The following is a 25,596-nucleotide window of genomic DNA, read 5'->3' on the forward strand; positions in this document are numbered from 1 at the left end:
CGAGCGCAATCTGATCGAGCGGTTCTTTTCCAAGCTGAAGCACTTTCCGCCGTTCCGCCATACGCCATGACAAACTCGCCGCCATTTTCTCGCCATGTTCCAGCTCGCCTCGTTGCGGCCGTGACGGCGCGCTTAAGAGCCTACGGCCTTGCCTGTGCGAGAGCGCTGGCCGAGAGCGCCGGACCCGGCTACGCTTGCTGCTCATCACGCACGTCAGGGAGGCGCAAACATGAGCAAGATCGAGAAACTTCGACCGAGCGGACTTCACAACAATCCGGCTTACTCCCACGCCGTCACGGCTTCCGGCGCGCGCACCATCTATCTCTCGGGGCAGGTCTCCACCGACGAGGAGGGACGGGTGGTCGGCGAGGGCGATATCGCCGCGCAGACCACGCAGGTGATGACCAACATCGGCCTGGCGCTGAAGGCCGCCGGCGCCAGCTATGGCGACATCGTGAAGATTACGACCTATGTCGTCGGTTACAAGCCGGAACTTCGCCCCGTCATCGGCAAGGCGCGCTCGGCCTTCTTTGAAGGCATGGACCCGCCTGCAAGCACGCTCGTCGGCGTCTCAGCGCTGGCGGCGCCGGAATGGCTGATCGAGATCGAGGCGGTGGCCGTGGTGGACTGACGCCGTCTCCGTCATTGCGAGGAGCGAAGCGACGAAGCAATCCAGCTATGCCCGTGCGGTGAGGTGGATTGCTTCGCGGAGCCTGTCATCGGGCGCGCATTCGCGCGACCCGTTGGCTCGCAATGACGGGGAGAGAGCGGATTACTCTTCCTTCTCGTCTTCCTTCGCCGGTCCCTTGTAGGCAATGCCCCTGATAACAGCGGCATTGCCGAACTTCTTCCGCAAATCGTCCATCGCGCGTTCGGCATGGGCGGAGCGGCGGTCGAGCATGTCGCTGTCGTCGCTCCGCGATCCCTCGCGCAGCGCGCTAACGCCGGTACCCATCAGGCGAAACGCCGTGCCGTCGATTTCCTTCGCCAGCATTTCGCGCGACACCGCAAAGATTTTTGCGGCGAGCTGGGTCGGCGCCTGGATCGATTGCGAGCGGGTGCGCTGGCGGAAATCGGCGGTCTTCAGCTTCAGCGTGATGGTGCAGCCTGCGAGATTGCCATTCTTCAGCCGCGTCGACACTTTTTCCGACAGCCGCCACAACAGCCGTTCCAGCGTCGAAAAATCCCGGATGTCGGTCTCAAAGGTGGTCTCACTCGAAATTGTCTTGGCGCCGCGGTCCGGCATCACGCTGCGGTCGTCGATGCCGCGCGCCAGCCGCCAAAGCCGCCGGCCTTCGCCACCGAACTGCTTCATCAGTTCGACCTCGTCGGCGCGCTGCAGGTCGGCAATGCTGCGAAAACCCCGCTGCAGCAGCTTTTCCTGGGTCGCGGGGCCGACGCCGTAGATGAAGCCGACCGGCTTGTCCGCCAGCATCTCTCTCGCCTCATCCTGGTCGAGGGCAGCAAAGCCGCGCGGCTTGTCGAGATCGGAGGCGATCTTGGCTAAGAATTTATTACAGGACAGGCCGACCGAAACGGTGATGCCGATGTCGCGCTCGACGTCGCGGGCAAAGCGCGCCAGCACCTTGGCCGGGATCATTCCGTGGACGCGCTGGGTGCCGGAAAGATCGAGGAACGCCTCGTCGATCGAGAGCGGTTCCACCAGCGGCGTCAGTGTCTGCATGGCATGCCGCACCTCGCGGCCGACGCGGACATATTTCGCCATGTCGGGCGGAATCACCGCCGCCTGCGGGCAGAGCTCCAGCGCCTTGAACATCGGCATCGCCGAGCGCACGCCGTAGGTGCGCGAGACGTAGCAGGCGGCCGACACCACGCCGCGCTTGCCGCCGCCGATGATCACGGGCCTGTCGGCGAGTTCCGGATTGTCGCGCTTCTCCACCGTGGCGTAGAACGCATCGCAATCGATATGCGCCAGCGTCAGCGCGGGCAGGGCGTGGTGGCGGACGAGGCGCGGGGAACCGCACGCGCTGCAGCGCTTTACCTTGATATCGAGGTCGCCGAGACAATCCCGGCAAAAGGCGCGCGGACCATCTGGTGCTCCCATTCCGCAGTTCGCACGCATCTGCCGCACCACCTTATGCGAACTGCGGAATGATGAGGAGCACCAGCAAATTTATGTTTTCCAGTGCGGCTTTGAGAATTTGAAGTTCCTACGAAGAGGTTACCGCGAGTCTGGTAGGAACTTCAAATTCGCCGCACTGGTGTTGGCGCCGGTGCGCTCACGGCACGTCGCGCTCCCAGTGCGGGTCGCCGAGCACCTCGCGGGCCGCGGCGATGTTGGTTGGATGCAGTTGCGAAGCGTTCGCAAACGCCTTCACGGTGGTGTCGTCGCGCAGCACGAAATCGAGCACCGAGGCCAGAAATTGCGGATCCGCCGCCGCGGTGCGCAGCGTCTCCGGACCGATGCCGGTTTCGGCCAAAAAAAGGCCCAGCCGCTCGGGGTCGCCGGCGATGAAACTCAGCGCCTGAACTGCAACGATTTCAGCCACTTCGCGTGGGTTGTGAACAGGCTTTTTCAACAGACGATTTGCCTTTCCGTTAACTTCTGGGCTCTAATTTGGAACCATCATGCCCGAGTCTACGTGGTGTGTTCAATAATTGGACCGCTGCGTAAAACTTGGCGCATCGATTTAACCGCTTAGAGCGAATCTGGCGCTAGTTTGAATTCACTTTTCGGCAAGCGGGGCGGTGCCGAAGGACTGGAAGGCCGGACTTGTTTCCTGAGATGAGGGGAGGGACGGGATGGCAAAAACCGTCCTGATCGTGGAGGACAACGAGCTTAACATGAAGCTCTTTCGCGACCTGTTGGAAGCGCACGGCTATCAGACTTCGGGCACCAGCAACGGTTTTGAGGCGCTCGATCTCGTTCGCAAGCTGCGCCCCGACCTGATCCTGATGGATATCCAGCTTCCGCAGGTCTCGGGGCTCGAAGTGACGCGCTGGATCAAGGACGATCCGGAGCTGCGCGCCATTCCGGTGGTCGCCGTCACCGCCTTCGCGATGAAGGGCGACGAAGAACGCATCCGCGAGGGCGGCTGCGAGGCGTATCTGTCCAAGCCAATTTCCGTCGGCAAGTTCATTGAAACGGTGCGGCGTTTTATCGGGTAGGAATGGAGTTTCAATGTCTGCGCGTATCCTTGTCGTCGATGACGTTCCAGCGAACGTCAAGCTGCTGGAGGCCCGTTTGTCGGCCGAATATTTCGACGTGCTGACGGCTTGCAACGGCGCCGAGGCGCTCGATCTCTGCTCGCGCTCGGAATGCGATATCATCCTGCTCGACGTCATGATGCCCGACATGGACGGCTTCGAGGTCTGCCGCCGCCTGAAGTCCAACCCGGCGACCCATTTCATCCCCGTCGTGATCGTCACGGCACTGGACAGCCCGTCCGATCGCGTCCGCGGGCTGGAAGCCGGTGCCGACGACTTTCTCACCAAGCCGGTGTCCGACGTCGTTCTGATCGCGCGCGTTCGCTCGCTGACGCGGCTGAAGATGATGACGGACGAGCTGCGCATGCGCGCCATCACCTCGCTCGAAATCGGCATGGCAGCGCCCGAGCGCAGCGCGATCGCCGACAAGGGCATGGGCGGGCGGATCCTTCTGGTCGATGACCGGCCGTCGTCCTACGAGCGGCTGGCGCCGATCCTCTCCGCCGAGCACACCGTCGACGTCGAGGTCAATCCGGCCGAAGCACTGTTTCATGCCGCCGAGGGCAATTACGATCTCTTGATCGTCTCGCTCAGCCTGGAAAACTATGACGGCCTGCGGCTATGCAGCCAGGCGCGCTCGCTGGAGCGCACCCGGCAGTTGCCGATCCTGGCGATCTCCGATGCCGACAACAATGCGCGGCTGCTGCGCGGGCTGGAGATCGGCGTCAACGACTATCTGCTGCGCCCGGTCGACAAGAACGAACTATTGGCGCGGGCGCGCACCCAGATCCGCAAGCGGCGCTACACCGATCATCTGCGCGACAACGTGCAGAACTCGATCGAAATGGCGATCACCGACGCGCTGACCGGGCTGCATAACCGCCGCTACATGGAAAGCCATCTGGCGACGCTCGGCGAGCAGGCCTCCAGCCGCGCCAAGCCGCTCTCGCTGATGATCCTCGACATCGACTACTTCAAATCCATCAACGACACCTACGGCCACGATGCCGGCGACGACGTGCTGCGCGAATTCGCCGTGCGCATCCGCAAGTCGATCCGCGGCATCGATCTCGCCTGCCGCTACGGCGGCGAAGAATTCGTCATCGTGATGCCGGAAACCGACATGCAGGTCGCAAGCCTGATCGCCGAGCGCCTGCGCCGCTCGATCGCCAGCGAGACCTTTGCCGTCAACAAGGGCACCAAGCGGATCGACGTCACGATCTCGATCGGCCTGGCGACGCTCGACCGCAAGGGCGAGCCGGTCGCCGACGTCCTCAAGCGCGCCGACACCGCGCTCTACCGCGCCAAGAATGACGGGCGGAACAGGGTCGTTTCGGCGGCGGCGTAGTTGCGGTGGTGCACTTAAGCATCCGCACAAAGACTGTCATCACCCGCGCATGCGGGTGATCCAGTATTCCAGAGACGGTAGTGAATGAACCGAACGGCCGCGGCGTACTGGATCCCCCGCCTTCGCGGGGATGACGACTGCCAGTGCGGTTAGATGGTCGTCGCGGTTGCCTCACGCCGACACCCGCATCCCCTCTGCGCGCTGCTTCACCGCCTCATAGGCCAGTCGCTTGAACTCGAACGCGAACGGGTGGACGAACGACATCTGGCGCTGCGCCATCATCACGCCGGCGATGTTGCGCTTCGGCGAGATCCACCACTGCGTGCCGGCGACGCCGCCCCAATAGAGCTCGCCCGGGGCATCGGGGTGATCGAACGGTGACGGCTGCAAGATCATTCCGCCCGCGAGGCTGAAGCCCTTGCCCGGCTGCTCTCCGAGCAGCGCAAAGCGGATCCACTGTCCCTCCGGTAATTGGTTGGTCGTCATCTGCGCGATCGTCTCCGGCTTGAGCAGGGTCGGGCCGCCGGGCAGCAGGCTGCGGATCAAGGCGACCATGTCATGCAGCGTCGAAACCAGCCCGCCGCCGCCGCTGAGCCTTGCGATCGGGCGGAGATAAGCACCGGGGAAGGGCGCGTTGTCGGTCCTGGTCAATCCCGGTTTCATCGGCTCCATCAGGTCGGCGCCGGCGTAGTACGCAACGAGCCGTCCGTGATCCTTTTCCGGCACGACAAAGCCGGTATCGACCATGCCGAGCGAAGCAAAAATCCGCGCCTGGATGAACTGGTCAAAGCGCTGCCCGCTGATCATCTCGACCAGCCGCGACAGCACGTCAGTGGCGAGCGAATATTCCCAGGACGTGCCGGGATGATAGATCAGCGGCATGTCGGCCAGCACGTCCACCATCTGCGCCAGCGTCGTTCGCGGGTCATGCACGCCGCGCTCGTTCAGCGCCTTGTAGATCAGCGTGCCCGGATCGAAGAAGCCGTAGCTCAGGCCCGAACTGTGGGTCAGGAGATGACGGATGGTGATCGAGCCCTTCGCCGGTTCGGTGTCATCAAGCGAGGTGGCACCCGGTCGCAATACTTTGCGATTTCCGAGCTGCGGAATAAATTTTTCGATTGGGTCGTCGAGCCCAAGCTTGCCGTCCTCGAACAGCAGCAGCACCGCGCAGGAAGTGACCAGCTTGGTGTTGGAAAAGACGCGGAAGATATGGTCGGTGCGCAACGGCACCTGCGCTTCCTTGTCGGCCCATCCGACACAATTCACGTCGGCAAGTTCGCGCCCGACCATGACGGCCCAGGAAATGCCTGACAGCAGGTTGTTGTCGATATAGCGCTGCATCGCCGCGCGGGCCGGTTTGAAGTCGTAACCATCGGCGGTCACTTTCAGGTCTTCCATTTTCGCTCCCGTGTCGCCGTGTTTTGCGCGGCTCTATTTTTTATGTCGTCCCGGCGAAGGCCGGGACCCATAACCACGAACGCTGATTGTAGCAGAGGATAACCACCACATTGCTCAATTGAAAGGCCGCGGCGTATGGGTCCCTGCGTTCGCAGGGACGACAGTGGAGAGCGCCTTAAGAGATCGGTCCTGATTGCCGTTTCTTTGCCGCGCTCCCGCCCACTTTCACTCCGGCATTCCTCAGCAGCACCGTTGCCGCTTCCTTGGCCGCGCGGGCCATCGCGGGATCGTTGCGCACCAGATCCTGCGCGATCGAGCCGTCGACGAGCAAAGCGAGCTGGGTCGCCAGCGCTTCCGCATCCTTGACGCCGAGCTGCATCAGCAGGTCGCGAAACCAGAGGCGGCGGCTTTCCTTGAAGGCGACCGCAACCTTGCGCACCGCGCGGTCTTCGCCGAGCTCGGCGACCGCGTTGACGAAGGGGCAGCCGCGAAAATCCTTGGCCGAAAAGCGCCGCTCCAGCGAATCGAAGGTACCGAGAATCTGTTCCACCGGCGATTTGTCAGACGGGCGCGGGGCGACGAAGCGTCGTGCCAGATAGGCCGAGATCAGCGCATCCTTCGACGGAAAGTGATTGTACAGCGTGCGCTTGCTGATGCCGATTTCGGCCGCGATGGTATCGACGCCAACGGCGCGAATACCCTGCAGATAGAACAGCCTGTCCGCGGTTTCGAGAATGCGGTCCTTCATGTCGGGTTTGGCGGGCAGGGTAGCCATGCGAATGTGCGGGTCGCCTTTGCTTGACAGCTCGTCTCCCTTATAGCCTAAGTACACAGGTCTGTGTACCCATTTCAGATGTCAATTGCAGGACGCGGCATTCGAATCGCGCACCTTGGGGAGAACAAAAACAATGGCCCTGCTGCAAATCCTGCGTCCAACGTTGCCGATTCTAATCGGAGCGTCCCTCATGCTGACGATCAGCATGGGCCTGCGGCAATCGCTCGGCCTTTTCATGCAGCCGCTGACGCAGGACATCAGGATTTCGGTTTCCGATTTCACGCTGGCGCTCGCCGTGCAAAACCTCGCCTGGGGCTTTTTGCAACCGCTCGCCGGCGCGCTGACGGTGCGCTACGGTTTTCGCGCCATCATGGTGGTGGGCGCGCTGCTTTATGTCGCCGGATTGGCGTTGATGGCCGGCGCCAACGGCCTTCTCAGCGTCATGATCGGCGGCGGCGTGCTGATCGGCATGTCGCTGGCCTGCACCGCGGCGGCGATCGCCATGTCGGTTGCGGCCCGCGCGGTGCCGGCATCGGTGCGCTCGACCGTGCTCGGCCTGGTCTCGGGCGTGGGATCGCTGGGCGCGCTCCTGTCAGCGCCGATCGGACAGATCCTTAACGAGGGCTATGGCTGGCGAATGGGGCTTGTCGGCTTCGTGGTGCTGTCGCTCTTGATGACTCCGGCCGCGTGGTACGCGGGCAAGGTGGACAGGATCCCGCTGCCCAAGCCCGCCGATGACGAGATCGACGACGCGTCAGCGGCGGTCGCGACGAAGATGGCATTCTCCAATGCGTCCTTCGTGGTGATGACCGGCGCCTATTTCGTCTGCGGCATGCAACTCGTCTTCCTTACCACGCATCTGCCGTCTTATCTGGCGATCTGCGGCATGGACCCGATGCTGAGCGCGCAGACGCTCGGCATGATCGGCGGCTTCAACGTGCTCGGCAGCATCTTCTTCGGCTGGGCCGGCCAGCGCTGGAACAAGCTGGCGCTGCTCGGCGGCATCTACATCCTGCGCTCGATCGCGCTCGCCTGGTACTTCACGCTGCCGCCGACACAGGCGACGACGCTATTGTTCGGCGCCATCATGGGGTTTCTGTGGATGGGCGTCGGCCCGCTGGTCGCGGGCGCGGTCGCCGAGATGTTCGGCCTGAAATGGCAGGCGATGATCCAGGGGCTCGCCTTCATGAGCCATCAGATCGGCAGCTTCCTCGGCGCCTACGGGGGCGGGGTGCTCTATGACGCGCTCGGCTCCTACACCATGGCATGGCGGATCGGCGTCGCGCTGGGCCTTGCCGGCGGTATCATCCAGGTCGCCTTCGCGCTGATCCGGCCGGGCCGGCCGCCGCAGATGCAGGCGGCGTAATCCATCCGTTTGCGAGGTGTGCGCTCTTGTCCCGTCCCGATTGTCACAATGCGTTGATGTGCATCGCGTATGAAGACCAAGTGCCTCGCTAGAGAAGCCAAGTAACAACCGAGTAGAGTAACGAGGGCGGATGTACCCCTCGTAAGACTAAAGGCCTCCAGCGACATCGCGGAGGCTTTTTGCTTTTCCGTCGACGCGCCGCCAGAATCAAAAACGGGGCCCGAATGGGCCCCGTTCAAAACCGTCCGCAATAGCTTGCGACGTTACTTGATCTTCGCTTCCTTGAACTCGACGTGCTTGCGCGCGACCGGGTCGTACTTCTTCTTGACCAGCTTGTCGGTCATGGTGCGCGAATTCTTCTTGGCGACGTAATAGAAGCCGGTATCCGCCGAGGAAACGAGCTTGACCTTGATGGTGACCGCTTTGGCCATGTTCAGAACCTCAAAATAGGGGGTGTCAGCGCCGGCCAAACCGGCCTGCAGTTGCCGCGCAACCTAGCCTCTGATCGCCCAAAGTCAAGGTTTTCGGGGCAAAAACCGCCCCGATCCGGGGTGATTAACCCTCAAAGAACCGGTTTTTTGGCCTCGGCAGCCCCAAATTCTCCCGCAGCGTCCGGCCCTCGTATTCTTTGCGGAAAATACCGCGCTTCTGCAGTTCCGGAATCACCTTGTCGACGAAGTCGTCGAGCCCGGCGGGCAGGAACGGGAACATGATGTTGAAACCATCGCTGCCGCGGCTCGTCAGCCAGTCCTCCATCTGGTCGGCGATGGTTTTGGGCGTGCCGACAAAGGAGAGGCCGCCGTAGCCGCCGACGCGCTGGGCGAGCTGGCGCACCGTGAGCTTGTCGCGCGCGGCAAGATCGATCAGGCGCTGGCGGCCGCTCTTGCTGGCGTTGGTCTCGGGGATCGGCGGCAATTGCCCGTCCGGATCGAAGCCGGAGGCATCGGTGCCGAGTTGCACCGAGAGCGAGGCGATGGCGCTGTCGTAATGCACCCTGCTGTCGAGCAGCGCGCGCTTCTCCTTGGCTTCCTCGACGCTGTCGCCGACCACGACGAAGGCGCCGGGAAGGATCTTCAGATGCTCGGGATCGCGGCCGACCTTCTCCATGCGGCCCTTGATGTCGGCATAGAGCTTCTGCCCGTCGGCAAGGCTGCCGCCGCCGGTGAACACGGCTTCCGCCGTCTCCGCTGCCAGCTGCTTGCCGTCCTCGGAGGCGCCGGCCTGCACGATCAGTGGCCAGCCCTGCACGGGGCGGGCGATGTTGAGCGGCCCGCGCACGGAGAGATATTTGCCCTTGTGATTGAGCACATGCATTTTGGCGGGATCGAAATAGAGCCCCCTTTCGACGTCGCGCACGAAAGCGTCGTCGGCAAAGGAATCCCACAGACCGGTGACGACGTCATAGAATTCGCGCGCCCGCTTGTAGCGCTCGGCGTGCTCCATGTGGTCGTCGAGCCCGAAATTCAGCGCCGCGTCCGGATTGGAGGTGGTGACGATATTCCACCCCGCACGGCCACCCGAGATATGGTCGAGTGAGGCGAAGCGCCGCGCGACGTGATAGGGCTCGTCGAAGGTGGTCGATCCCGTCGCGATCAGGCCGATATGCTCGGTGGCGCCGGCCAGCGCTGACAATAGCGTGAACGGCTCGAACGAGGTGACGGTGTGGCTGGGCTTGAGCGCATCGATCGGCATGTTCAACACGGCGAGGTGGTCGGCCATGAAGAAGGCGTCGAACTTGCCTGCCTCCAGCTTCTGGATCAATTGCCTGATGCGCGGGAAATTGAAATTGGCGTCGGGCCAGGCGCCCGGATAGCGCCATGCGCCGGTATGGATGGAGACCGGCCGCATGAACGCGCCGAGCTTGAGTTGCCGCTGTGCCATCGCCCCGTTTCCGTCGCTGTTGTTGTTGGGAAAGAGATAGGCACGGGCGAGAGCGGCGCCAGCGGGCAGCGCCGAGAAGAATTTTGCAATTTAAGGGATTGGGAGAGGATATTTGCCGTGACGCCAATACCGTCATTGCGAGGAGCGCCAGCGACGAAGCAATCCATGTCTCAGCTTGCGGAGAGATGGATTGCTTCGCTTCGCTCGCAATGACGAGAAGAGGGCGCGTGGCCCTTACGCCCCCAGCACGTCCTTCTGCATCTTGCCGCCGTAGAAATGGAAGAACGGCACCGGCGCGTCGTGGCGCAGCGGGCCGGTCGCAAGGCGGCTGTCGAGTTCGGCGAGCACGTTCTTGGTCATCGCATGCGCGTCGGCGAGCGGCTGCGAGCCGATCTCGACCCATACCAGCTCGACCAGTTCGGCATCGGCGTGGATCACGCCTTCGACGCGGTGCGCGATCGCCGATGCATCGGCGGTGAAGAAGCGCGTATCGAAGCGGCGGACGCGGCCGGGCGGGGTGATCGCGCGCGCGATCAGGAACAGCCCGGACGGATCGGGCAGCAGGCCCGCCTCGGCAAACGGCTGCCAGGCGCCGTCGAGCGTCACTTTCTTGTCGACCTTGCAGCCGAGGCAGAGACCGGTTTCCTCGCAGGCCTCGCGGATCGCGGCTACCGCCAGCGCGCGCGCCCGCGATGGCGTGATTTTCGGGCTGCCCTTGAGGAGATTGGCCTCGAGCTCAGGTGAAATCGGCGCGGCGACCGGCACGCGATTGTCTGACTTGTCGACGCGGCCGCCAGGGAAGACATACTTGCCCGGCATGAACACGACCTTGTCGTGGCGCTTGCCGACCAGCACCTTCGGCTTTGCGCCGGAGCGGTCGATCAGGATCAGCGTGGCTGCGTCCTTGGGCCGAAAGTAAGGATGGTGGTCGGCCTCTTTTCCTTCTTGTACATCAGTCGCAGCGTCGCTCATTCCACCCCCATTGTTGATGCTCCTGTCGCCTGTGGTCCAGCTAGACCGGAGGAATGTCGCTCGGCGCATTTTCGTCAAAGCCATGCATGCGCAGCGCCCACTGGATGCCGACGACGGCGCCCTTGATCGGCTGCAGCAGCGCGAGCGACGAGACGAATGTCGCCGGCAGATACATCGAGAGCTGCAGCCACACGGCCGGCGAATAATTGGTCTCGATCCACAGCACCGCCGGTACCACGATATGGCCGACGATGACGATGACGAGATAGGCCGGCAAATCGTCGGCGCGATGCGGGGTGAAATCGAGGCCGCATTTTGAGCAATTATCTGATGTCTTCAGAAAGGCGCGAAACAGCTTGCCTTCACCGCAGCGCGGGCAGCGGCAGCGGAAGCCGCGCTTCATCGCGGTCCAGACATCGCGCTTCTCGGCCTGCACGGTGTCCCGGGTCCAGACTGTCGTCGCAGTGTTCACCGTTTCCATGACTTGCCTTTCTTCGATTTGCCGGACTTGAATTTACCAGACTTGGTTTTGCCCGACGTTTCCTTGCGCGCTTTGCCAACCTTCTCGCGCGGGCTGCGGCCCGGACGCGATTTCGAAAGCGCGTTCGTACCGTCGCGTTTTCTGCCGCGCGGAATGAACTTGCCTTCCACTTTGCCTTCCGACAGCAGCTCGAACCGCAACGCGCCGGCTACCGGTGCAGCTTCTACCAGACGCACGTCGACAACGTCACCCAGCCGATGCATGGCACCGCTGCGTGAGCCGACGAGCGCGTGGCGCGTCTCGTCATAGTTGAAGTATTCGGTGCCGAGCGTGCGGATCGGGATCAGCCCGTCGGCGCCGGTATCCGATAACTTCACAAACAGTCCGGCGCGGGTCACGCCGGAAATCCGCCCCTGAAACGTCGCGCCGATGCGATCGGCGAGGAAATGCGCGATCAGCCGATCGGCGGTCTCGCGTTCGGCCTTCATGGCGCGGCGTTCGGTCAGCGAAATCTGTGCCGCAACCTCGCTCAAGCTCTCCAGCGTCTCGTTGTCCGGCAACGCGCCTTCGCCAAGGCCCAGCGCGCGGATCAGTGCGCGATGCACGATCAGATCGGCGTATCGCCTGATCGGGGAAGTAAAATGCGCATAGCGGCGCAGGTTGAGGCCGAAATGGCCGTAATTTTCCGCCGAATATTCCGCCTGCGCCTGCGAGCGCAGCACCACCTCGTTCACCAGCGGCTCGTAATCCTCGCCGCGGACCTGGCCGAGCACGCGGTTGAACAGGGAAGGGCGCAGGGCACCACTCTTCGCGAACGGCAGATCGAGCGTCTTCAGGAATTCCTGAAGGTTGTGAACCTTCTCCTGGGTCGGCTCGTCATGCACCCGATAGATAAGCGGCAACCCCTTCTTTTCAAGCATTTCCGCCGCCGCGACGTTGGCGAGGATCATAAATTCCTCGATCAGCCGGTGCGCGTCGAGACGCTCAGGCACGATGACGCGATCGACGGTGCCGTCGGGCTTGAGGAGGATTTTTCGTTCGGGCAGATCGAGGTCGAGCGGATCGCGCTCATCGCGCGCGAGTTTTACGAGCGCATAGGCCGCGTAGAGCGGTTTGAGGATCGGCTCCAGCAGCGGGCCGGTGGTGTCGTCAGGGCGTCCATCAATCGCGGCCTGCGCCTGCGCGTAATGCAGTTTTGCAGCCGAGCGCATCAGCACGCGATGAAAACTGTGCGAGCGCTTGCGGCCATCAGGGCCGATCACGAGGCGCACCGCGAGCGCGCCGCGTGGCTCGCCCGGCACCAGCGAGCAGAGATCGTTTGAGATACGCTCAGGCAGCATCGGCACCACGCGGTCGGGGAAGTACACCGAGTTGCCGCGCATCAGCGCGTCACGGTCGAGCGCCGAGCCTGGCCGCACATAAAAGGCAACGTCGGCGATCGCGACGTGGACGATGTAGCCGCCCTTGTTGTTCGGATCAGGATCGGTGATGGCGTGTACTGCGTCGTCATGATCCTTCGCGTCGGGCGGATCGATGGTGACCAGCGGCACGTCGCGCCAGTCCTCACGTCCTTTCAACTCGGCGGCTTGGGCGTCCTCGGCTTCGCGCAGCGCGGATGGCGAAAACGCCTGCGGAATTTCGTGGGCGTGAATCGCGATCAAGCTGATCGCCTTCTCACTTGACAGCGAGCCGAGCCGCTCCTTCACCTTGCCGGAGGCGAGGCCATAGCCGCGCGAGCGCAACAGATCGACGCTGACGAGGTCACCGTCCTCGGCGCCGCCGGTATCCGACGGCGCGATGTTCAATTCACGGCCGGCCTGCTTCTTGTCGACGGGAACGAGCAGGCCGCCGCCACCAGGCAGTTTGCGGAAGATGCCGAGCAGGCGCGTCCGGGCTTGATCGATGATCTTGATGATGCGGCCGCGATAGGGGGCGCCTTCGCCATCATCAGCCTTTTCGATCCGCAACAGGGCCCGGTCGCCGACGCCGGCAGCTATGCCCGGTTGCAGACGGCGCGGGACGTGGATGCGGATCTTCGGCGCGGGACCGCTTTCCTCGGTGTCCCATTCGGTGGGAGCAGCGAGCAATTCACCGTCGGTATCGCGGCCGGTGATGTCGGCGATCACCGTTGGGGGCAGCAGAGCCGTCTCGTGGATTTTCCGCCCGCGCTTGGCAATGGCGCCCTCGTCGGCGAGCTCGCGCAGCATGCGCTTCAGCTCAGCGCGGTCGGCATTCTTCAGCCCGAACTCGCGGGCGATCTCGCGGGTGCCGATCTTGCCGGGATGGGCACGGATATAGGCAACGATGGCGTCCCGGCTCGGAAAGCCATGGTCGTGTTTTTTCTTCACTTATCCCCGGGCCTTGCCCGCACTTTTCTTGGCGGGCGTTTTGGATGATTTGGCGGGCTTGGCCGCCGAAGTCTTGGCGGCGGACGCGACCGGCGCGCGCGCCTTGCTGACGGAATCCGATTTCGGCTTTGTCGCAGCCTTCTTCGCCACGGTTTTCTTGGCCGGCTTTGGCGTATCCGGATCGGCCGGCTTCTCTGCCGACTTGTTCTCTGCCGACTTGGCGGCCTTCTTCGGCGCAGCCTTCTTGGCCGGGCGCTTGGTCTTGCCGCCGCCCTTGGCAGCACGCTCGTCGATCAGCGCGATGGCTTCGGCCAGCGTGATCGTCTCCGGCGTCTTGTCGCTGGGGATCGTCGCATTGACGCCGCCGGCGGTGACATAGGCACCATAGCGGCCGTTCTTCACGGCGACGCCGCCAAGGCTCGGATGCTCGCCGAGCGGCTTGCCGGGGTCGGCGCCGAAGCGGCGGCCGCTTGGGCCCTTGGCTACCTTCTCGGCGATCAGCGTCACCGCGCGGTTGAGGCCGATGTCGAACACTTCGTCGCCGGCTTCGAGGCTCGCATAGGTCTTTTCGTGACGCACGAACGGGCCGAAGCGGCCGATGCCCGCCGTGATCGGCTCGCCGGTTTCCGGATGCTTTCCGATTTCTCGCGGCAGCGACAACAGCTTCAGCGCCAGATCCAGCTCCATGTCGCCGGGCGACATGTTTTTCGGAATGCCGGCGCGCTTGGGTTTTTCGCCTTCCGGATAGTCCTTCTGCTCGCCGAGCTGGATGTAGGGGCCGAAGCGTCCGGCCTTCACCGTCACGTCCAGATCGGTCTCGGGATCCTTTCCGAGCACGCGATCGGCGCTGGCTTCGCTATCGGCGGCCAGCGGGCGGGTGTAGCGGCATTCCGGATAATTCGAGCAGCCGACGAAGGCGCCGAACTTGCCGGCCTTCAGATTGAGTCGGCCGGTGCCGCAGGTCGGGCATTGCCTGATATCGCCGCCATCGGCGCGCGGCGGGTAGATGTGCGGCCCCAGCATGTCGTCGAGCGCATCGAGCACCTCGGCAACACGGAGATCCTTGATGTCGTTGACCGCGCCGATGAACCCGATCCAGAAATCCTGCAGCACCTGCTGCCAGGAAATCTCGTTGTTGGAGATGCGGTCGAGCTGCTCCTCCAGCGCCGCTGTGAAATCATATTCGACATAGCGCGCGAAGAAGTTCTCGAGGAAGGCGACGACGACGCGGCCCTTGTCCTCGCCATGCAGCCGCTTCTTCTCCAGCTTGACGTAGCCGCGGTCTTTCAGCACCTGCAGGATCGAGGCGTAGGTCGAGGGGCGGCCGATGCCGAGTTCTTCCATCCGCTTGACCAGCGACGCCTCGGAGAAGCGCGGCGGCGGTTCGGTGAAATGCTGGGTGACGGCTAGCGCCTGCCGTTTCAAGGGTTCGCCCTGGCTCATGGCGGGGAGGCGGCGCGAATCCTCGTCCTCCTCGTCGTCACGGCCTTCCTGGTAAAGCGCGAGGAAGCCGTCGAACTTGATGACCTGGCCTGAGGCGCGCAGCTCCAGCACCCGGGAGCCTGCTTTCGCAGCGATATCCACGGTGGTGCGTTCGAGTTCGGCCGATTCCATCTGGCTCGCGATGGTGCGAATCCAGATCAGTTCATAGAGTTTGGCCTGGTCGGGATCGAGGCGGCGGCGCATGTCGGCCGGGCGGCGCGACAGGTCGGTCGGGCGGATCGCCTCGTGCGCCTCCTGGGCATTCTTGGCCTTGGCCTGGTACTGGCGCGGCGCGTCAGGCACGTAGGCCTTGCCGTAATCATCGCCGATAACCTTGCGCGCCTGGGTGATCGCTGAGCCGTCGATCTGCACGCCGTCGGTTCGCATATAGGTGATGAGGCCGGTGGTCTCGCCGCCGATATCGATGCCCTCATAGAGCCGCTGCGCGATCCGCATGGTGTGCGCCGGCGCAAAGCCGAGCTTGCGGCTGGCTTCCTGCTGCAGCGTCGAGGTGGTGAAAGGCGCCTGCGGATTGCGGCGCGCGGGCTTTGCCTCGACGGTCGAGACCGTGAAGTTGGCGGCTTCAATGGCCTTCTTGAGGTCTTCGGCCTCGGCGCCGGAGCCGATGTCGAGGCGCTGGATCTTCTTGCCGTCGGCGCCGACGAGGCGCGCCTCAAACGCGTCGCCGCGCGGCGTGGTCAGTGTCGCCACCAGCGACCAGTATTCGCGGGGCACGAATTTTTCGATTTCGAGCTCGCGGTCGCAGACCAGCCGCAGCGCCACCGACTGCACGCGACCAGCCGAGCGTGCGCCCGGCAGCTTGCGCCACAGCACGGGCGACAGCGTGAAGCCGACCAGATAGTCCAGCGCGCGGCGCGCCATGTAGGCGTCGACCAGTGCACCGTCGATCTGGCGCGGCGCCTTCATCGCGTCGGTCACGGCCTGCTTAGTGATGGCGTTGAACACCACGCGCTCGATCTTCTGATCTTTCAGCGCGCGCTTCTCCTTCATCACCTCCAGCACGTGCCAGGAGATCGCTTCGCCCTCGCGATCAGGGTCGGTTGCGAGAATCAGCCGGTCGGCGCCCTTCAGGGCCTTCGCGATGTCGTTGAGTCGGCTCGCTGCCTTCGGATCGACCTCCCAGATCATCTGGAAATTGGCCTCCGGGTCGACGGAACCATTTTTGGCGGGGAGGTCGCGGACATGGCCGAACGAGGCCAGAACCTCGTAGGAGGCGCCCAAATACTTATTGATCGTCTTGGCTTTCGCCGGCGACTCCACGATGACGATATTCATGTCATTCCAAGGGCTTACGGGAAAAGATAAAGGCGGGTTCCACGAGACTCGCGGCCCACCGATTGGACCCGAACATGGGTGGTGAGGCGGCCCCTGTCAAATCAGCAAATGCTGCGAGGGAACTTTTTGGGGCGACTTAATATCTAGTGAGTTGCGAAATACGCCCTAGAGTTGCGCCCACAAAGGGGCTATTTCTGGACCATACTTTGTATCTTGGGATGCAAGTTTTTTGAGCAAAGCTGCGGGCGGCCGGAAGCGTAAGGCTTCAGGCAAGAAACCGGACTCGCCAACCGAAGATCATGAAAGAGGTGGGGAAGGCGGTCCTGACGAGGCCGTGGCCTTCATTGCCGAAACCGTTGCCGAACTGGTCAAGCTGGCCGAGCGCCACCGGCTCGAGGTGCTCAGCCATTTGCTTGGCATGGCGCAGCTCGAAGCGGAAGAGCGCCTGCGTACCAGGAGCAAACACAAGCTGTCGTGAGAGGGCGCTTCGAGCACTTCTCCCTCTCCCCGTTCTTACGGGGAGAGGGTCGGGGTGAGGGGCTATCTCCGCGCGCTCAATGCCAGCGAGTATGTAGAAGCAGCCCCTCACCCCGACCCTCTCCCCGCGAAAGAGCGGGGAGAGGGAGAAGAACCTACTTAAGCCATCGCGCGCCTGCCTTGCTTTCCCGACGGCCGCGGCTTCAGCGCGACATCCGCCGCGCCCAATAGCCGTCCGTCCTGCGAATGGAGTTCGAGCTTGCGAACCGGGCGGCCCTTTGCCTTGTCAACCAGGATAGTGGCGATCTCCTCCGGGCGCGCGTCGAATTCCTCGCTCCATTGCCGCAACGCGACCAGGATCGGGAAGACCCCACGGCCTTTCGGCGTCAGCAGATATTCCTGATAGGCGCTGCCGTCGGAGGCTGGCGCCGTCTTGAGGATGCCCTGATCGACCAGCGCGCGCAGCCGCACCGCGAGGATGTTCTTCGCAAGCCCGAGCTTCTTCTGGAATTCGCCGAAGCGGCTGACGCCAAACAGCGCCTCGCGGATGATCAGCATCGACCACCAATCGCCGAGTGCGTCCAGCGAGCGCGCGATCGGGCAATCGTCACGCTGGAAGCTTGTGCGTTTCACCATGACGGGCTCCCTCGAAAGCAGACGGATCACAGCCTTGTGTAGTTGCAACATTAAACCGAATGCCCTAGCTAAAGCAATCTGGTTTAATTATGCAACCACCGGAGACCGCCATGAGGCTTGCGAACAAGACGGCATTGATCACAGGGGGCAATAGCGGCATCGGGCTTGCGACCGCAAAGCTGTTCGTGGCCGAAGGCGCGCGGGTGGTCATCACCGGACGAAATCAGGCGACGCTCGACGCCGCCGCCAAGGAACTGGGTCCAAATGCGCTCGCGCTGGCGGCGGATACGACCGACGTTGCCGCCACCGCCGCCGCAATCGGAAAGGGAGCCGACAAGTTCGGTAAATACGACATCCTGTTTGCCAACGCCGGGATCGCCGGCGGCACGCCGCTGGGCGCTGCCACCGTCGAAACATTTGAGAAAGTCATCAGCACCAACCTCACCGGCGTGTTCTTCACCGTGCAATCCGCGCTGCCGCATCTGAATGACAACGCCTCGATCGTTCTCAACGGCTCGGTGATCTCAGTGCTCGGCAATCCCGGCTATTCGGCCTATGGCGCGGCCAAGGCCGGCGTCCGCGCGATGGCGCGGATCATGGCCTCGGAACTGTCGCCGCGCGGCATCCGCGTCAATGTGGTGGCGCCCGGCGCGATCCGCACGCCGCTCTGGGGCCCGGCGATTGCGACGCCGGAAGCGGAAAGGGCGTTCGAGAAGCGCATCGCACTGTCGACGCCGCTCGGCCGCCTCGGCGAAACCGACCATGTGGCAAAGACGGTGCTGTTCCTGGCATCGGACGATTCCGCCCATGTGCAGGGGCAGGAGCTATTCGTCGACGGCGGCGCCACGGCCTCTCCGAGCGGCGCGCCGATCTATCGGGGGTAGGGCTCACCGCCGCAAATTGACCTCCGGCCAATCCGCGCGCCCTGCGACGGATTGGCGCTGGGCCGGAAAGGCGCATTGAACGTTGGCGGCGATTGCCGGACATTCGAAACAAAGGAGTCTTTTGACCGGAGAGAACTGGAGAGCAGCAGTCATGCCGAAACAGGTCGGCGTCTCCTCGTCCGTCTCGCAGCAATCGGACAGCGCGCAATTTACTTCAATTGCGTTGTTCTCCGGCATCGGCCTTTTGATTTCCCTCGTCATCGTGCTCTGCCGCATGCACGGCATCTTCTGATCCGCTCTGCCGGTCATAGAAAGGTGGCTGCCGTCGGCGGGCGACGGCAGCCGACTTGTCTCAACTCACGCGGCGTGAAGATCGGCTGCCGCCTTCAGTGCGCCCGCCACCGCCTTTTCGCGATGCTCGGGGCCGACCTTGATACCATCGGCGGAAATGAATTCCGGATTGTTGATGCCGATGAAGCCGAACACCCAGCGCAGATAGGTTTCGAGGTGCTCGCCGGCCGCCGCCGGCGTGCCCGAGCCGTAATAGCCGCCGCGCGAGATCGCGACGATGACGCGCTTGCCGCCGGCAAGCCCTTCGACGCCCTGCGCGCCGTATTTAAATGTCTTGCCCGCGACCAAGATGCGATCGATCCAGGCCTTGAGCTGGCTCGGAACGCTGAAATTGTACATCGGAGCCCCGATCACGACGATGTCGGCGGCGAGGAACTCGTCCAGCACGGCCTGTCCCGTGGCGAGGTCCTCGCGCACCGACGGCTCGGGTGCGGCGCCTTGGCCGGCGGCGAGGTGCAGGCCGCTGAGGTGGCCGAGCGGCGTCGCCGTGACGTCGCGATACACGGTTTCAAGCCCGGGATTGGCCTGGCGCAGCCGCTCGACGATGGCCGCGGAAACCTGGCGGCTGACGGAGTGGGGGCCAAGGACGCTGGAATCGAGATGCAGGAGTTTCATGGTAGGGTCACCTTCATGGTATCGGTTTGTAACTGGCGCTATATGAGTGACCGTGGCATAACCCCGCAAGAACGCACATTTTTTACACCCGAGCACAGCCATGAGACCCGAGCACATCAATGTTCCTGCCTTGCCGCCCCGCGGTCACGACGGGGAAAACTGCCGCGCCGTGGCGTCGGTGCTGGCGCGGGTCGGCGACAAATGGAGCGTGTTCGTGATCATGATGCTGATCGACGGGCCGCAGCGCTTCAACGAGCTCAAGCGCAAGATCGGCGGCATCTCGCAGCGGATGCTGACGCTCACACTGCGTGGGCTGGAGCGCGATGGTCTCGTCACGCGCACGATCTTTCCGACGATCCCGCCGCGGGTTGATTACGAGCTGACCGATCTTGGCCGCGGTCTGGCCGAGCCCGTGCAGGCGCTTGGCAAATGGGCGTTCGAGCACCTGCCGGAGATCGAGGGCGCGCGGACCAGTTTCGACGCGCGCAATCTAAGGGATTAGACCCTGATCCGATCGGGTTCAGCCGATCGCCTGGCTACGCGTTCCCCCTTGACGGCTACTGTGCATGGGGTTGTTTTCGATATTTTGTTTGGGCGTGCCTTAGACTAGCGACACCAGCCCGCCGCCGTGGCGCTCCAGCCGGCCGGCAAGTTCGAGCTCCAGCAGCACGGTGCGCACCAGCGCGGCTGATAGCCCCGACATCCGGATCAGATCGTCGAGGCTGATCGGGCTTGGCCCGAGCAGCGCAACGATGCGCTCGCGCTGGTCCGGATCGGTGTCGAAGTCGAGCGGCTCGTCATCGCCTTCGCGCGCCGTGAGCACGATCGGCCGCTCCATGATCGGGGCAATGGCATTGATGACGTCACCGGCTTCGGTGACCAGCGCCGCGCCCTGCTTGATCAGATCATTGGTGCCGGCGGCGCGCGGATCCAGCGGCGAGCCCGGCACGGCAAACACTTCGCGGCCCTGTTCGGCCGCCATCCGCGCCGTGATCAGCGAGCCGGAGCGGTGCGCGGCCTCGATCACGACGACACCGAGCGAGGCGCCCGAGATCAGGCGGTTGCGGCGGGGAAAGTCGCGGGCGCGCGGCACGTGGCCGAGCGGCATTTCCGAGATCGCGCCGCCGCATTCGAGCAGCGCCGCGAGCAGATCGTCGTGCTCCGGCGGATAGATCCGGTCGTGGCCGCCGGCCAGCACCGCGACCGTGCCGCTCTCGATCGTGGTGCGATGCGCGGCCTGGTCGATGCCGCGCGCCAGGCCCGAGATGACGACAAAGCCGGCGTCGCCGAGATCGCGCGCCAGCTTGCCGGCGAATTTCAGCCCGGCGCCGGAAGCGTTGCGCGAGCCGACGATGGCGATCATCGGCCGCATCAGCGTATCGGGATGGCCGCGCACGCCGAGCAAAGGCGGCGGGTCATCGAGCGCCGCCAGCCGCGGCGGATAGGCGACTTCGCCTGGCGCCACCAGCGAAACGCCGATCTTCCTGCTCGCGGCGATTTCTGCTCGCGCGTCGTCCTCGCTGCAGATGCGCTGCGAACGCTGAGCCCCGCCGCGCCGCGCCAGATCGGGCAGCCGCTCCAGCGCCGCCCGCGCAGAGCCGAAATGGGCGATCAGCGAGTTGAAGGTGCGCGGGCCGACATTGTCGGAGCGGATCAGCCGCAGCCGGTCGATACGATCGGCATCGGTGAGGTGAAGTATCTGGTAGGAGCGGTCATGCATGCTAGTGCAGCTTTGCCCAACCTGAGATTGTGATCAACCTGTTTCAAGCGACCCTCATGGCCGGACTTGACCCGGACGTCCGTGCCTTCTCCAATGCCGCTGATCCGTACCTAGCACGCCCCACGGTAGAAAGTGTGTTCCCATGATCTCGCTCGCCGAACTCCAGCGCCGCATCGAAGCCGGCGATCTCTCCGCCGATGCCGCAATCCAGCAGTCTCTGGAAGCCATCGCCGCGCAGGACAAAACGATTGGCGCCTTCGTTTGCCACCGTCTGGCGGCTCATGCACCGAGCGACGGCCCGCTGCGCGGAATTGCTGTCGGCATCAAGGACATCATTGATACGGCCAACTTCTCCACCGAAATGGGCTCGCCAATCTATCGCGGCTTTCATCCGCGCGCGGACGCGCCAGTCGTCGCCATGCTCAAGCTGGCCGGCGCGACCATCATCGGCAAGACCACCACCACCGCGTTCGCCTCGATCGATCCAACACCGACGCTCAATCCGCACAACCACGGCCATACGCCCGGCGGATCATCATCGGGATCAGCGGCCGCGGTCGCAGCCGGCATGATCCCGCTGGCGCTGGGCACGCAGACCGGCGGCTCGGTGATCCGCCCCGCCTCGTTCTGCGGTGTCGCTGCCATCAAGCCGTCCTACCGTTTGCTGCCGACGGTCGGTGTCAAATGCTACTCGTGGACGCTCGATACGGTCGGCCTGTTCGCGGCCGGCGTCGATGACGTGGCGCGCGGACTTGCTGGGATGACCGGCCGGCCTGAATTGCTCCTGCCGCCGGACATTCCGACACCGCGCATCGGCGTGGTGACCCAGGATTTCGCAGGTAGCCCGGAGGCGTCAGGCGGAGAGGCGCTGCAGACCGCCGCGCGCGCGGCGGAACGCGCCGGTGCCACTGTGCATGGGGTTGATTTGCCGGAAATTGTCGCGGAGGCTTGGCGCGCACATCCAGTGATCCAGGAATTCGAGGCGCACCAGGCGCTCGCCTGGGAGTATCGCGAACATTACGACGCAATGGCGCCGCTGTTGCGCGCCAAGCTTGATGAAAGCAAGGGCACGCCGCACGCCGCCTATGATGCGGCGGTTGCCGTCGCGCACCGCGCCAGACAGGCGCTGGAAACAGTGTTCGACGAGATCGACGTGCTGCTGACCTTGTCCGCGCCGGGCGCGGCGCCCAAGGGATTGGGTTCGACCGGCGACGCCCGTTACAACCGTCTGTGGACGCTGATGGGCGTTCCTTGTGTCAACGTCCCGGCCTTTGTGGCCGAAGGCAATCTGCCCGTGGGTGTGCAGGTGATCGCGAAACATGGTGCTGATGCCAGGGCGCTGGCGGCAGCGCGGTTTGTCGAGCGGGCGATCGCGCGCCAGTAAAGCCTACTTCGCTCCGATCCGCCCCTCGGTGCCCGCCTGCAGCCGCTTGATGTTCTCGCTGTGCTTCCAGAACAAGAGCAGCGTCAGGACAACGAACAGCGAGGCCAGCGCGGGGTGGCCGAACCACCACAGGAATAGCGGCGTCACGAAGGCGGCGATCAGTGCCGACAGCGACGAATAGCGCGAGGTGAGGGCGGTCGCCAGCCAGATCAGGCAGAAGATCACGGCGGCCGGCCAGAACAGGCCGATCAGGACGCCGATGTAGGTGGCAACGCCCTTGCCGCCCTGGAATTTCAGCCAGACCGGAAAGAGGTGGCCGAGGAAGGCGCCAAGCGCCGCGAGCATTGCTGCATTGGCGCCGCCCAGATAACCCGCGATGACGACCGCGACCGTGCCCTTGAGCGCGTCCCCGATCAGCGTTGCCGCGGCGAGGCCCTTGCGGCCGGTGCGAAGCACGTTGGTGGCGCCGATATTGCCGGAGCCGATCGAGCGCAAATCCTCCGTGCCGGCGAGCTTGGTCAGCACCAGGCCGAACGGGATCGAGCCGAGAAGATAGCCGATCAGGAAGGCGACGATGAGCAATGCATCAGACATCGACGTGGCTCCTATCGCGGCAGCGTATACCGGGCACTAGACGTGCTCATAGACGGTGCGGCCGCCCACGATAGTACGCACGACGCGTCCCGAGAAGCGGGCTTCGTCGAACGGGGTGTTCTTGCACTGCGATTTGAGGTCGGCCGGATCGAGGATCCAGGGCGTATCGGGATCGATGACGATGACATCGGCCGGGGAACCGGCCCGCAGCGTGCCGCCGGGAAGACCGAGCAGTTCGGCCGGGCGGGTCGACATCGCCCGGATCAGCGTCTTGAAATCCATCTCGCCGTTATGAACAAGCCGCAGCGCCGCCGGCAGCATGGTCTGCAGCCCGACCGCGCCCGAGGCCGCTTCGGCAAACGGCAGTCGCTTGACCTCGACGTCCTGCGGATTGTGGTCGGACATGATCACATCGATCAGGCCGGAGGCGACGGCGGCAACCAGCGCCGTGCGATCCTCTTCGGTGCGCAGCGGCGGCGACAGTTTCAGGAACGTGCGGTAGGGACCGATGTCGTTTTCGTTCAGCGTGACATGGTTGATCGACACCGAGGCGCTGACGTCGAGCCCCGCCTCGCGGGCGCGCTTCAGAATTTCCAGCGACTCCATCGAGGACAGCGAGGCGGCGTGATAGCGCCCGCCGGTCAGCGCGACCAGGCGCATGTCGCGTTCGAGCATGACCGCTTCGGCGGCATTAGGAATGCCGGCCAGGCCGAGCCTTGCGGCGAACTCGCCCTCGTTCATCACGCCCTCGCCGACGAGGTCGGGGTCCTCGGTGTGGTGCACGATCAGCGCATCGAAGTCGCGCGCATAGGTGAGGGCGCGGCGCATCACCTGGGCATTGGTGACGCTCTTGTCGCCGTCGGTGAAGGCAACCGCGCCGGCCGCCTTGAGCAGCCCGATCTCGGTCATCTCCTCGCCGCGCAGGCCTTTGGTCAACGCCGCCATCGGGTGGATGTTGACGATGGCGGTGTCGCGGGCGCGGCGCAGCACGAAGTCGACGGTGGCCGAATTGTCGATGACGGGCGAAGTATCCGGCTGGCAGATGATGCTGGTGATGCCGCCGGCGGCCGCCGCTTGGCTGGCGGAGGCAAAGGTTTCGCGGTGGCTGGCGCCGGGCTCACCGACAAAGGCGCGCATGTCGATCAGCCCGGGCGCGACGATCTTGCCGGCGCAGTTGATGATGTCGGTGCCCTCGGGCACGCCGGCCGCGCCGATGCCACGCTTACTGTCACGGATCGTGCCGTCGGCAATCAAGACGTCGCCGGGGCCGTCAAAATCCCTGGAGGGATCGACGACGCGGGCATTGGCCAGCAGGATCGGGCGGCGTTCTGTCAGCATGATGTTACGCATTCGGCAGGTTGCGGGCGAGCGCTTCGAGCACCGCCATCCGCACCGCCACTCCCATTTCTACCTGTTCACGGATCAGCGATTGCGCGCCATCCGCCACCAGCGAGTCGATCTCCACACCGCGGTTCATCGGACCCGGATGCATCACCAGCGCGTCCGGCTTGGCGTAGGACAGCTTCTTCTGGTCGAGGCCGAAATAGTGGAAGTATTCCTGGCTCGACGGCACGAACGAGCCATTCATGCGCTCGCGCTGCAGACGCAGCATCATCACGATGTCGGCACCATTGAGGCCCTCGCGCATGTCGCGCGCAACCTCGACGCCCATCCGCTCGATGCCGCGCGGCAGGAGCGTGGAGGGAGCGACGACGCGGACGCGGGCGCCCATGGTGTTGAGCAGCAGGATGTTGGAGCGTGCCACCCGTGAATGCATCACGTCGCCGCAGATCGCGATCACGAGCCCTTCGAGCCGGCCCTTGTTACGGCGGATGGTCAGCGCATCCAGCAGTGCCTGCGTCGGATGTTCGTGGGCACCGTCGCCGGCATTGATCACGGAACCGTCAACCTTGCGCGCCAGCAGTTCCACGGCGCCGGAGGCGTGATGCCGCACCACCAGGATATCCGGGTGCATGGCGTTCAGCGTCACCGCCGTGTCCATCAGCGTCTCGCCCTTGCGGATCGAGGACGAGGATACCGACATGTTCATGACGTCGGCGCCGAGCCGCTTTCCGGCCAGCTCGAACGAGGATTGCGTGCGGGTGGAAGCCTCGAAAAACAGGTTCACCTGGGTGCGACCGCGCAAAGAGGTGCGCTTTTTGTCCACCTGGCGATTGAGCTCGACATATTCCTCGGAAAGGTCGAGCAGGCCGGTAATGTCGGCAGCGGAAAGCCCCTCGATTCCCAGCAGATGCCGGTGCCCGAGGACGAATGTCGATTTCGATATAGGGGTCATTAAAGCCAGAGCTATAGGTGCAGATGCCGGGCAGGGCAAGCCTCAAATCCGCCTGCCGGACTTATCCACTAGGGCTTCCGCGGCCGGCCGGTGTTCCCCGGAGGTGGTTTTCCGCTAGGGTGAG

25 protein-coding genes are annotated in these 25,596 nt (G+C 64.0%); 9 read left to right on the plus strand and 16 right to left on the minus strand.

The window, feature by feature from the left end; all coding sequences use genetic code 11:
• Positions 1–229 precede the first annotated feature (229 nt).
• Positions 230–631 carry a RidA family protein gene (locus QA643_RS17730; protein WP_283034371.1) on the plus strand — a complete coding sequence of 134 codons (402 nt, stop codon included), beginning with the start codon at positions 230–232 and terminating at the stop codon, positions 629–631.
• A gap of 141 nt (positions 632–772) precedes the next feature.
• On the opposite strand, the gene QA643_RS17735 is transcribed toward QA643_RS17730, so the two are convergent.
• Together QA643_RS17735 and QA643_RS17740 are read right to left on the minus strand one after the other, a co-directional pair.
• On the minus strand, positions 773–2,065 hold the full coding sequence (locus QA643_RS17735) for a DNA polymerase IV (RefSeq protein ID WP_283034372.1): 1,293 nt from the start codon (positions 2,063–2,065) through the stop codon (positions 773–775).
• A gap of 175 nt (positions 2,066–2,240) precedes the next feature.
• Positions 2,241–2,540, minus strand: a complete 300-nt coding sequence (locus tag QA643_RS17740) for a DUF3572 domain-containing protein (protein ID WP_283034373.1) — start codon at positions 2,538–2,540, stop codon at positions 2,241–2,243.
• Between the two features lie 223 nt (positions 2,541–2,763).
• On the opposite strand from QA643_RS17740, the gene QA643_RS17745 reads away from it, so the two are divergent.
• Both QA643_RS17745 and QA643_RS17750 read left to right on the plus strand, forming a co-directional pair.
• On the plus strand, positions 2,764–3,129 hold the full coding sequence (locus QA643_RS17745) for a response regulator (RefSeq protein ID WP_027538546.1): 366 nt from the start codon (positions 2,764–2,766) through the stop codon (positions 3,127–3,129).
• 13 nt (positions 3,130–3,142) lie between these two features.
• Positions 3,143–4,516, plus strand: coding sequence for a PleD family two-component system response regulator (locus QA643_RS17750; protein WP_283034374.1), 1,374 nt, complete (start codon positions 3,143–3,145; stop codon positions 4,514–4,516).
• A gap of 171 nt (positions 4,517–4,687) precedes the next feature.
• On the opposite strand, the gene QA643_RS17755 is transcribed toward QA643_RS17750, so the two are convergent.
• Positions 4,688–5,914, minus strand: coding sequence for a serine hydrolase domain-containing protein (locus QA643_RS17755; protein ID WP_283034375.1), 1,227 nt, complete (start codon positions 5,912–5,914; stop codon positions 4,688–4,690).
• Positions 5,915–6,089: 175 nt separating this feature from the next.
• Positions 6,090–6,662 (minus strand): TetR/AcrR family transcriptional regulator, encoded by a 573-nt coding sequence (locus QA643_RS17760; protein ID WP_283034842.1) that lies wholly within the window; start codon positions 6,660–6,662, stop codon positions 6,090–6,092.
• Between the two features lie 160 nt (positions 6,663–6,822).
• On the opposite strand from QA643_RS17760, the gene QA643_RS17765 reads away from it, so the two are divergent.
• Positions 6,823–8,055 carry an MFS transporter gene (locus QA643_RS17765; RefSeq protein WP_283034376.1) on the plus strand — a complete coding sequence of 411 codons (1,233 nt, stop codon included), beginning with the start codon at positions 6,823–6,825 and terminating at the stop codon, positions 8,053–8,055.
• 263 nt (positions 8,056–8,318) lie between these two features.
• Here QA643_RS17765 and rpmG read toward each other — a convergent pair whose 3' ends face one another.
• From rpmG to topA, 6 genes are all read right to left on the minus strand, one after another.
• Positions 8,319–8,486, minus strand: coding sequence for a 50S ribosomal protein L33 (gene rpmG / locus QA643_RS17770; protein WP_057756569.1), 168 nt, complete (start codon positions 8,484–8,486; stop codon positions 8,319–8,321).
• A 124-nt stretch (positions 8,487–8,610) separates the two neighbouring features.
• Entirely contained in the window at positions 8,611–9,936 is a 1,326-nt protein-coding gene (locus QA643_RS17775; protein WP_283034377.1) for an LLM class flavin-dependent oxidoreductase, read from the minus strand.
• Between the two features lie 234 nt (positions 9,937–10,170).
• The gene (locus QA643_RS17780; RefSeq protein ID WP_283034378.1) at positions 10,171–10,908 is read right to left on the minus strand and encodes an NUDIX domain-containing protein; all 738 of its coding nucleotides are present in this window, start codon (positions 10,906–10,908) and stop codon (positions 10,171–10,173) included.
• Positions 10,909–10,948: 40 nt separating this feature from the next.
• Positions 10,949–11,389 carry a DUF983 domain-containing protein gene (locus QA643_RS17785; RefSeq protein WP_283034379.1) on the minus strand — a complete coding sequence of 147 codons (441 nt, stop codon included), beginning with the start codon at positions 11,387–11,389 and terminating at the stop codon, positions 10,949–10,951.
• Positions 11,377–13,737, minus strand: a complete 2,361-nt coding sequence (gene rnr, locus QA643_RS17790; RefSeq protein WP_283034380.1) for a ribonuclease R — start codon at positions 13,735–13,737, stop codon at positions 11,377–11,379. The genes QA643_RS17785 and rnr overlap by 13 nt, the downstream gene beginning before the upstream one ends.
• Positions 13,738–16,515: a type I DNA topoisomerase gene (gene topA, locus QA643_RS17795; protein WP_283034381.1), complete on the minus strand. Its 2,778-nt coding sequence runs from the start codon at positions 16,513–16,515 to the stop codon at positions 13,738–13,740.
• Between the two features lie 229 nt (positions 16,516–16,744).
• Here topA and QA643_RS17800 point away from each other — a divergent pair, with 229 nt between their 5' ends.
• The gene (locus QA643_RS17800; protein ID WP_283034382.1) at positions 16,745–16,993 is read left to right on the plus strand and encodes a hypothetical protein; all 249 of its coding nucleotides are present in this window, start codon (positions 16,745–16,747) and stop codon (positions 16,991–16,993) included.
• 158 nt (positions 16,994–17,151) lie between these two features.
• Here the strand turns inward: QA643_RS17800 and QA643_RS17805 are convergent, their stop codons facing one another.
• Positions 17,152–17,628 (minus strand): helix-turn-helix domain-containing protein, encoded by a 477-nt coding sequence (locus QA643_RS17805; RefSeq protein WP_283034383.1) that lies wholly within the window; start codon positions 17,626–17,628, stop codon positions 17,152–17,154.
• 110 nt (positions 17,629–17,738) lie between these two features.
• On the opposite strand from QA643_RS17805, the gene QA643_RS17810 reads away from it, so the two are divergent.
• The gene (locus tag QA643_RS17810) at positions 17,739–18,512 is read left to right on the plus strand and encodes an SDR family oxidoreductase (protein ID WP_283034384.1); all 774 of its coding nucleotides are present in this window, start codon (positions 17,739–17,741) and stop codon (positions 18,510–18,512) included.
• Positions 18,513–18,663: 151 nt separating this feature from the next.
• The gene (locus QA643_RS17815; RefSeq protein ID WP_283034385.1) at positions 18,664–18,804 is read left to right on the plus strand and encodes a hypothetical protein; all 141 of its coding nucleotides are present in this window, start codon (positions 18,664–18,666) and stop codon (positions 18,802–18,804) included.
• A 65-nt stretch (positions 18,805–18,869) separates the two neighbouring features.
• Here the strand turns inward: QA643_RS17815 and QA643_RS17820 are convergent, their stop codons facing one another.
• Complete coding sequence (locus tag QA643_RS17820; protein WP_283034386.1) at positions 18,870–19,478, minus strand: NAD(P)H-dependent oxidoreductase; 609 nt, start codon at positions 19,476–19,478, stop codon at positions 18,870–18,872.
• 100 nt (positions 19,479–19,578) lie between these two features.
• Here QA643_RS17820 and QA643_RS17825 point away from each other — a divergent pair, with 100 nt between their 5' ends.
• Positions 19,579–19,980 (plus strand): helix-turn-helix domain-containing protein, encoded by a 402-nt coding sequence (locus tag QA643_RS17825; RefSeq protein WP_283034387.1) that lies wholly within the window; start codon positions 19,579–19,581, stop codon positions 19,978–19,980.
• Positions 19,981–20,079: 99 nt separating this feature from the next.
• Here QA643_RS17825 and dprA read toward each other — a convergent pair whose 3' ends face one another.
• Positions 20,080–21,198 (minus strand): DNA-processing protein DprA, encoded by a 1,119-nt coding sequence (gene dprA / locus QA643_RS17830; protein WP_283034388.1) that lies wholly within the window; start codon positions 21,196–21,198, stop codon positions 20,080–20,082.
• A 142-nt stretch (positions 21,199–21,340) separates the two neighbouring features.
• Here dprA and QA643_RS17835 point away from each other — a divergent pair, with 142 nt between their 5' ends.
• Positions 21,341–22,582 (plus strand): amidase, encoded by a 1,242-nt coding sequence (locus QA643_RS17835; RefSeq protein WP_283034389.1) that lies wholly within the window; start codon positions 21,341–21,343, stop codon positions 22,580–22,582.
• Positions 22,583–22,585: 3 nt separating this feature from the next.
• Here QA643_RS17835 and plsY read toward each other — a convergent pair whose 3' ends face one another.
• The 3 genes from plsY to QA643_RS17850 are packed head-to-tail and all read right to left on the minus strand — an operon-like array spanning position 22,586 to position 25,472.
• Positions 22,586–23,176 (minus strand): glycerol-3-phosphate 1-O-acyltransferase PlsY, encoded by a 591-nt coding sequence (gene plsY / locus QA643_RS17840; RefSeq protein WP_283034390.1) that lies wholly within the window; start codon positions 23,174–23,176, stop codon positions 22,586–22,588.
• A gap of 36 nt (positions 23,177–23,212) precedes the next feature.
• Positions 23,213–24,514 carry a dihydroorotase gene (locus QA643_RS17845; protein WP_283034391.1) on the minus strand — a complete coding sequence of 434 codons (1,302 nt, stop codon included), beginning with the start codon at positions 24,512–24,514 and terminating at the stop codon, positions 23,213–23,215.
• Positions 24,515–24,518: 4 nt separating this feature from the next.
• Positions 24,519–25,472, minus strand: a complete 954-nt coding sequence (locus QA643_RS17850) for an aspartate carbamoyltransferase catalytic subunit (protein WP_057861804.1) — start codon at positions 25,470–25,472, stop codon at positions 24,519–24,521.
• Positions 25,473–25,596: the final 124 nt, after the last annotated feature.

This window comes from Bradyrhizobium sp. CB3481, assembly GCF_029714305.1.
Taxonomy (GTDB): Bacteria; Pseudomonadota; Alphaproteobacteria; order Rhizobiales; family Xanthobacteraceae; genus Bradyrhizobium.

Bases quoted from the DNA above. Each gene is read 5' to 3' on its own strand.
- QA643_RS17730 (WP_283034371.1), top strand. From the start codon at position 230: ATGAGCAAGATCGAGAAACTTCGACCGAGCGGACTTCACAACAATCCG.
- QA643_RS17735 (WP_283034372.1), bottom strand. From the start codon at position 2,065: ATGGGAGCACCAGATGGTCCGCGCGCCTTTTGCCGGGATTGTCTCGGC.
- QA643_RS17745 (WP_027538546.1), top strand. From the start codon at position 2,764: ATGGCAAAAACCGTCCTGATCGTGGAGGACAACGAGCTTAACATGAAG.
- QA643_RS17750 (WP_283034374.1), top strand. From the start codon at position 3,143: ATGTCTGCGCGTATCCTTGTCGTCGATGACGTTCCAGCGAACGTCAAG.
- QA643_RS17755 (WP_283034375.1), bottom strand. From the start codon at position 5,914: ATGGAAGACCTGAAAGTGACCGCCGATGGTTACGACTTCAAACCGGCC.
- QA643_RS17760 (WP_283034842.1), bottom strand. From the start codon at position 6,662: ATGAAGGACCGCATTCTCGAAACCGCGGACAGGCTGTTCTATCTGCAG.
- QA643_RS17765 (WP_283034376.1), top strand. From the start codon at position 6,823: ATGGCCCTGCTGCAAATCCTGCGTCCAACGTTGCCGATTCTAATCGGA.
- rpmG (WP_057756569.1), bottom strand. From the start codon at position 8,486: ATGGCCAAAGCGGTCACCATCAAGGTCAAGCTCGTTTCCTCGGCGGAT.
- QA643_RS17775 (WP_283034377.1), bottom strand. From the start codon at position 9,936: ATGGCACAGCGGCAACTCAAGCTCGGCGCGTTCATGCGGCCGGTCTCC.
- QA643_RS17780 (WP_283034378.1), bottom strand. From the start codon at position 10,908: ATGAGCGACGCTGCGACTGATGTACAAGAAGGAAAAGAGGCCGACCAC.
- QA643_RS17785 (WP_283034379.1), bottom strand. From the start codon at position 11,389: ATGGAAACGGTGAACACTGCGACGACAGTCTGGACCCGGGACACCGTG.
- topA (WP_283034381.1), bottom strand. From the start codon at position 16,515: ATGAATATCGTCATCGTGGAGTCGCCGGCGAAAGCCAAGACGATCAAT.
- QA643_RS17805 (WP_283034383.1), bottom strand. From the start codon at position 17,628: ATGGTGAAACGCACAAGCTTCCAGCGTGACGATTGCCCGATCGCGCGC.
- QA643_RS17810 (WP_283034384.1), top strand. From the start codon at position 17,739: ATGAGGCTTGCGAACAAGACGGCATTGATCACAGGGGGCAATAGCGGC.
- QA643_RS17815 (WP_283034385.1), top strand. From the start codon at position 18,664: ATGCCGAAACAGGTCGGCGTCTCCTCGTCCGTCTCGCAGCAATCGGAC.
- QA643_RS17820 (WP_283034386.1), bottom strand. From the start codon at position 19,478: ATGAAACTCCTGCATCTCGATTCCAGCGTCCTTGGCCCCCACTCCGTC.
- QA643_RS17825 (WP_283034387.1), top strand. From the start codon at position 19,579: ATGAGACCCGAGCACATCAATGTTCCTGCCTTGCCGCCCCGCGGTCAC.
- dprA (WP_283034388.1), bottom strand. From the start codon at position 21,198: ATGCATGACCGCTCCTACCAGATACTTCACCTCACCGATGCCGATCGT.
- QA643_RS17835 (WP_283034389.1), top strand. From the start codon at position 21,341: ATGATCTCGCTCGCCGAACTCCAGCGCCGCATCGAAGCCGGCGATCTC.
- plsY (WP_283034390.1), bottom strand. From the start codon at position 23,176: ATGTCTGATGCATTGCTCATCGTCGCCTTCCTGATCGGCTATCTTCTC.
- QA643_RS17845 (WP_283034391.1), bottom strand. From the start codon at position 24,514: ATGCTGACAGAACGCCGCCCGATCCTGCTGGCCAATGCCCGCGTCGTC.
- QA643_RS17850 (WP_057861804.1), bottom strand. From the start codon at position 25,472: ATGACCCCTATATCGAAATCGACATTCGTCCTCGGGCACCGGCATCTG.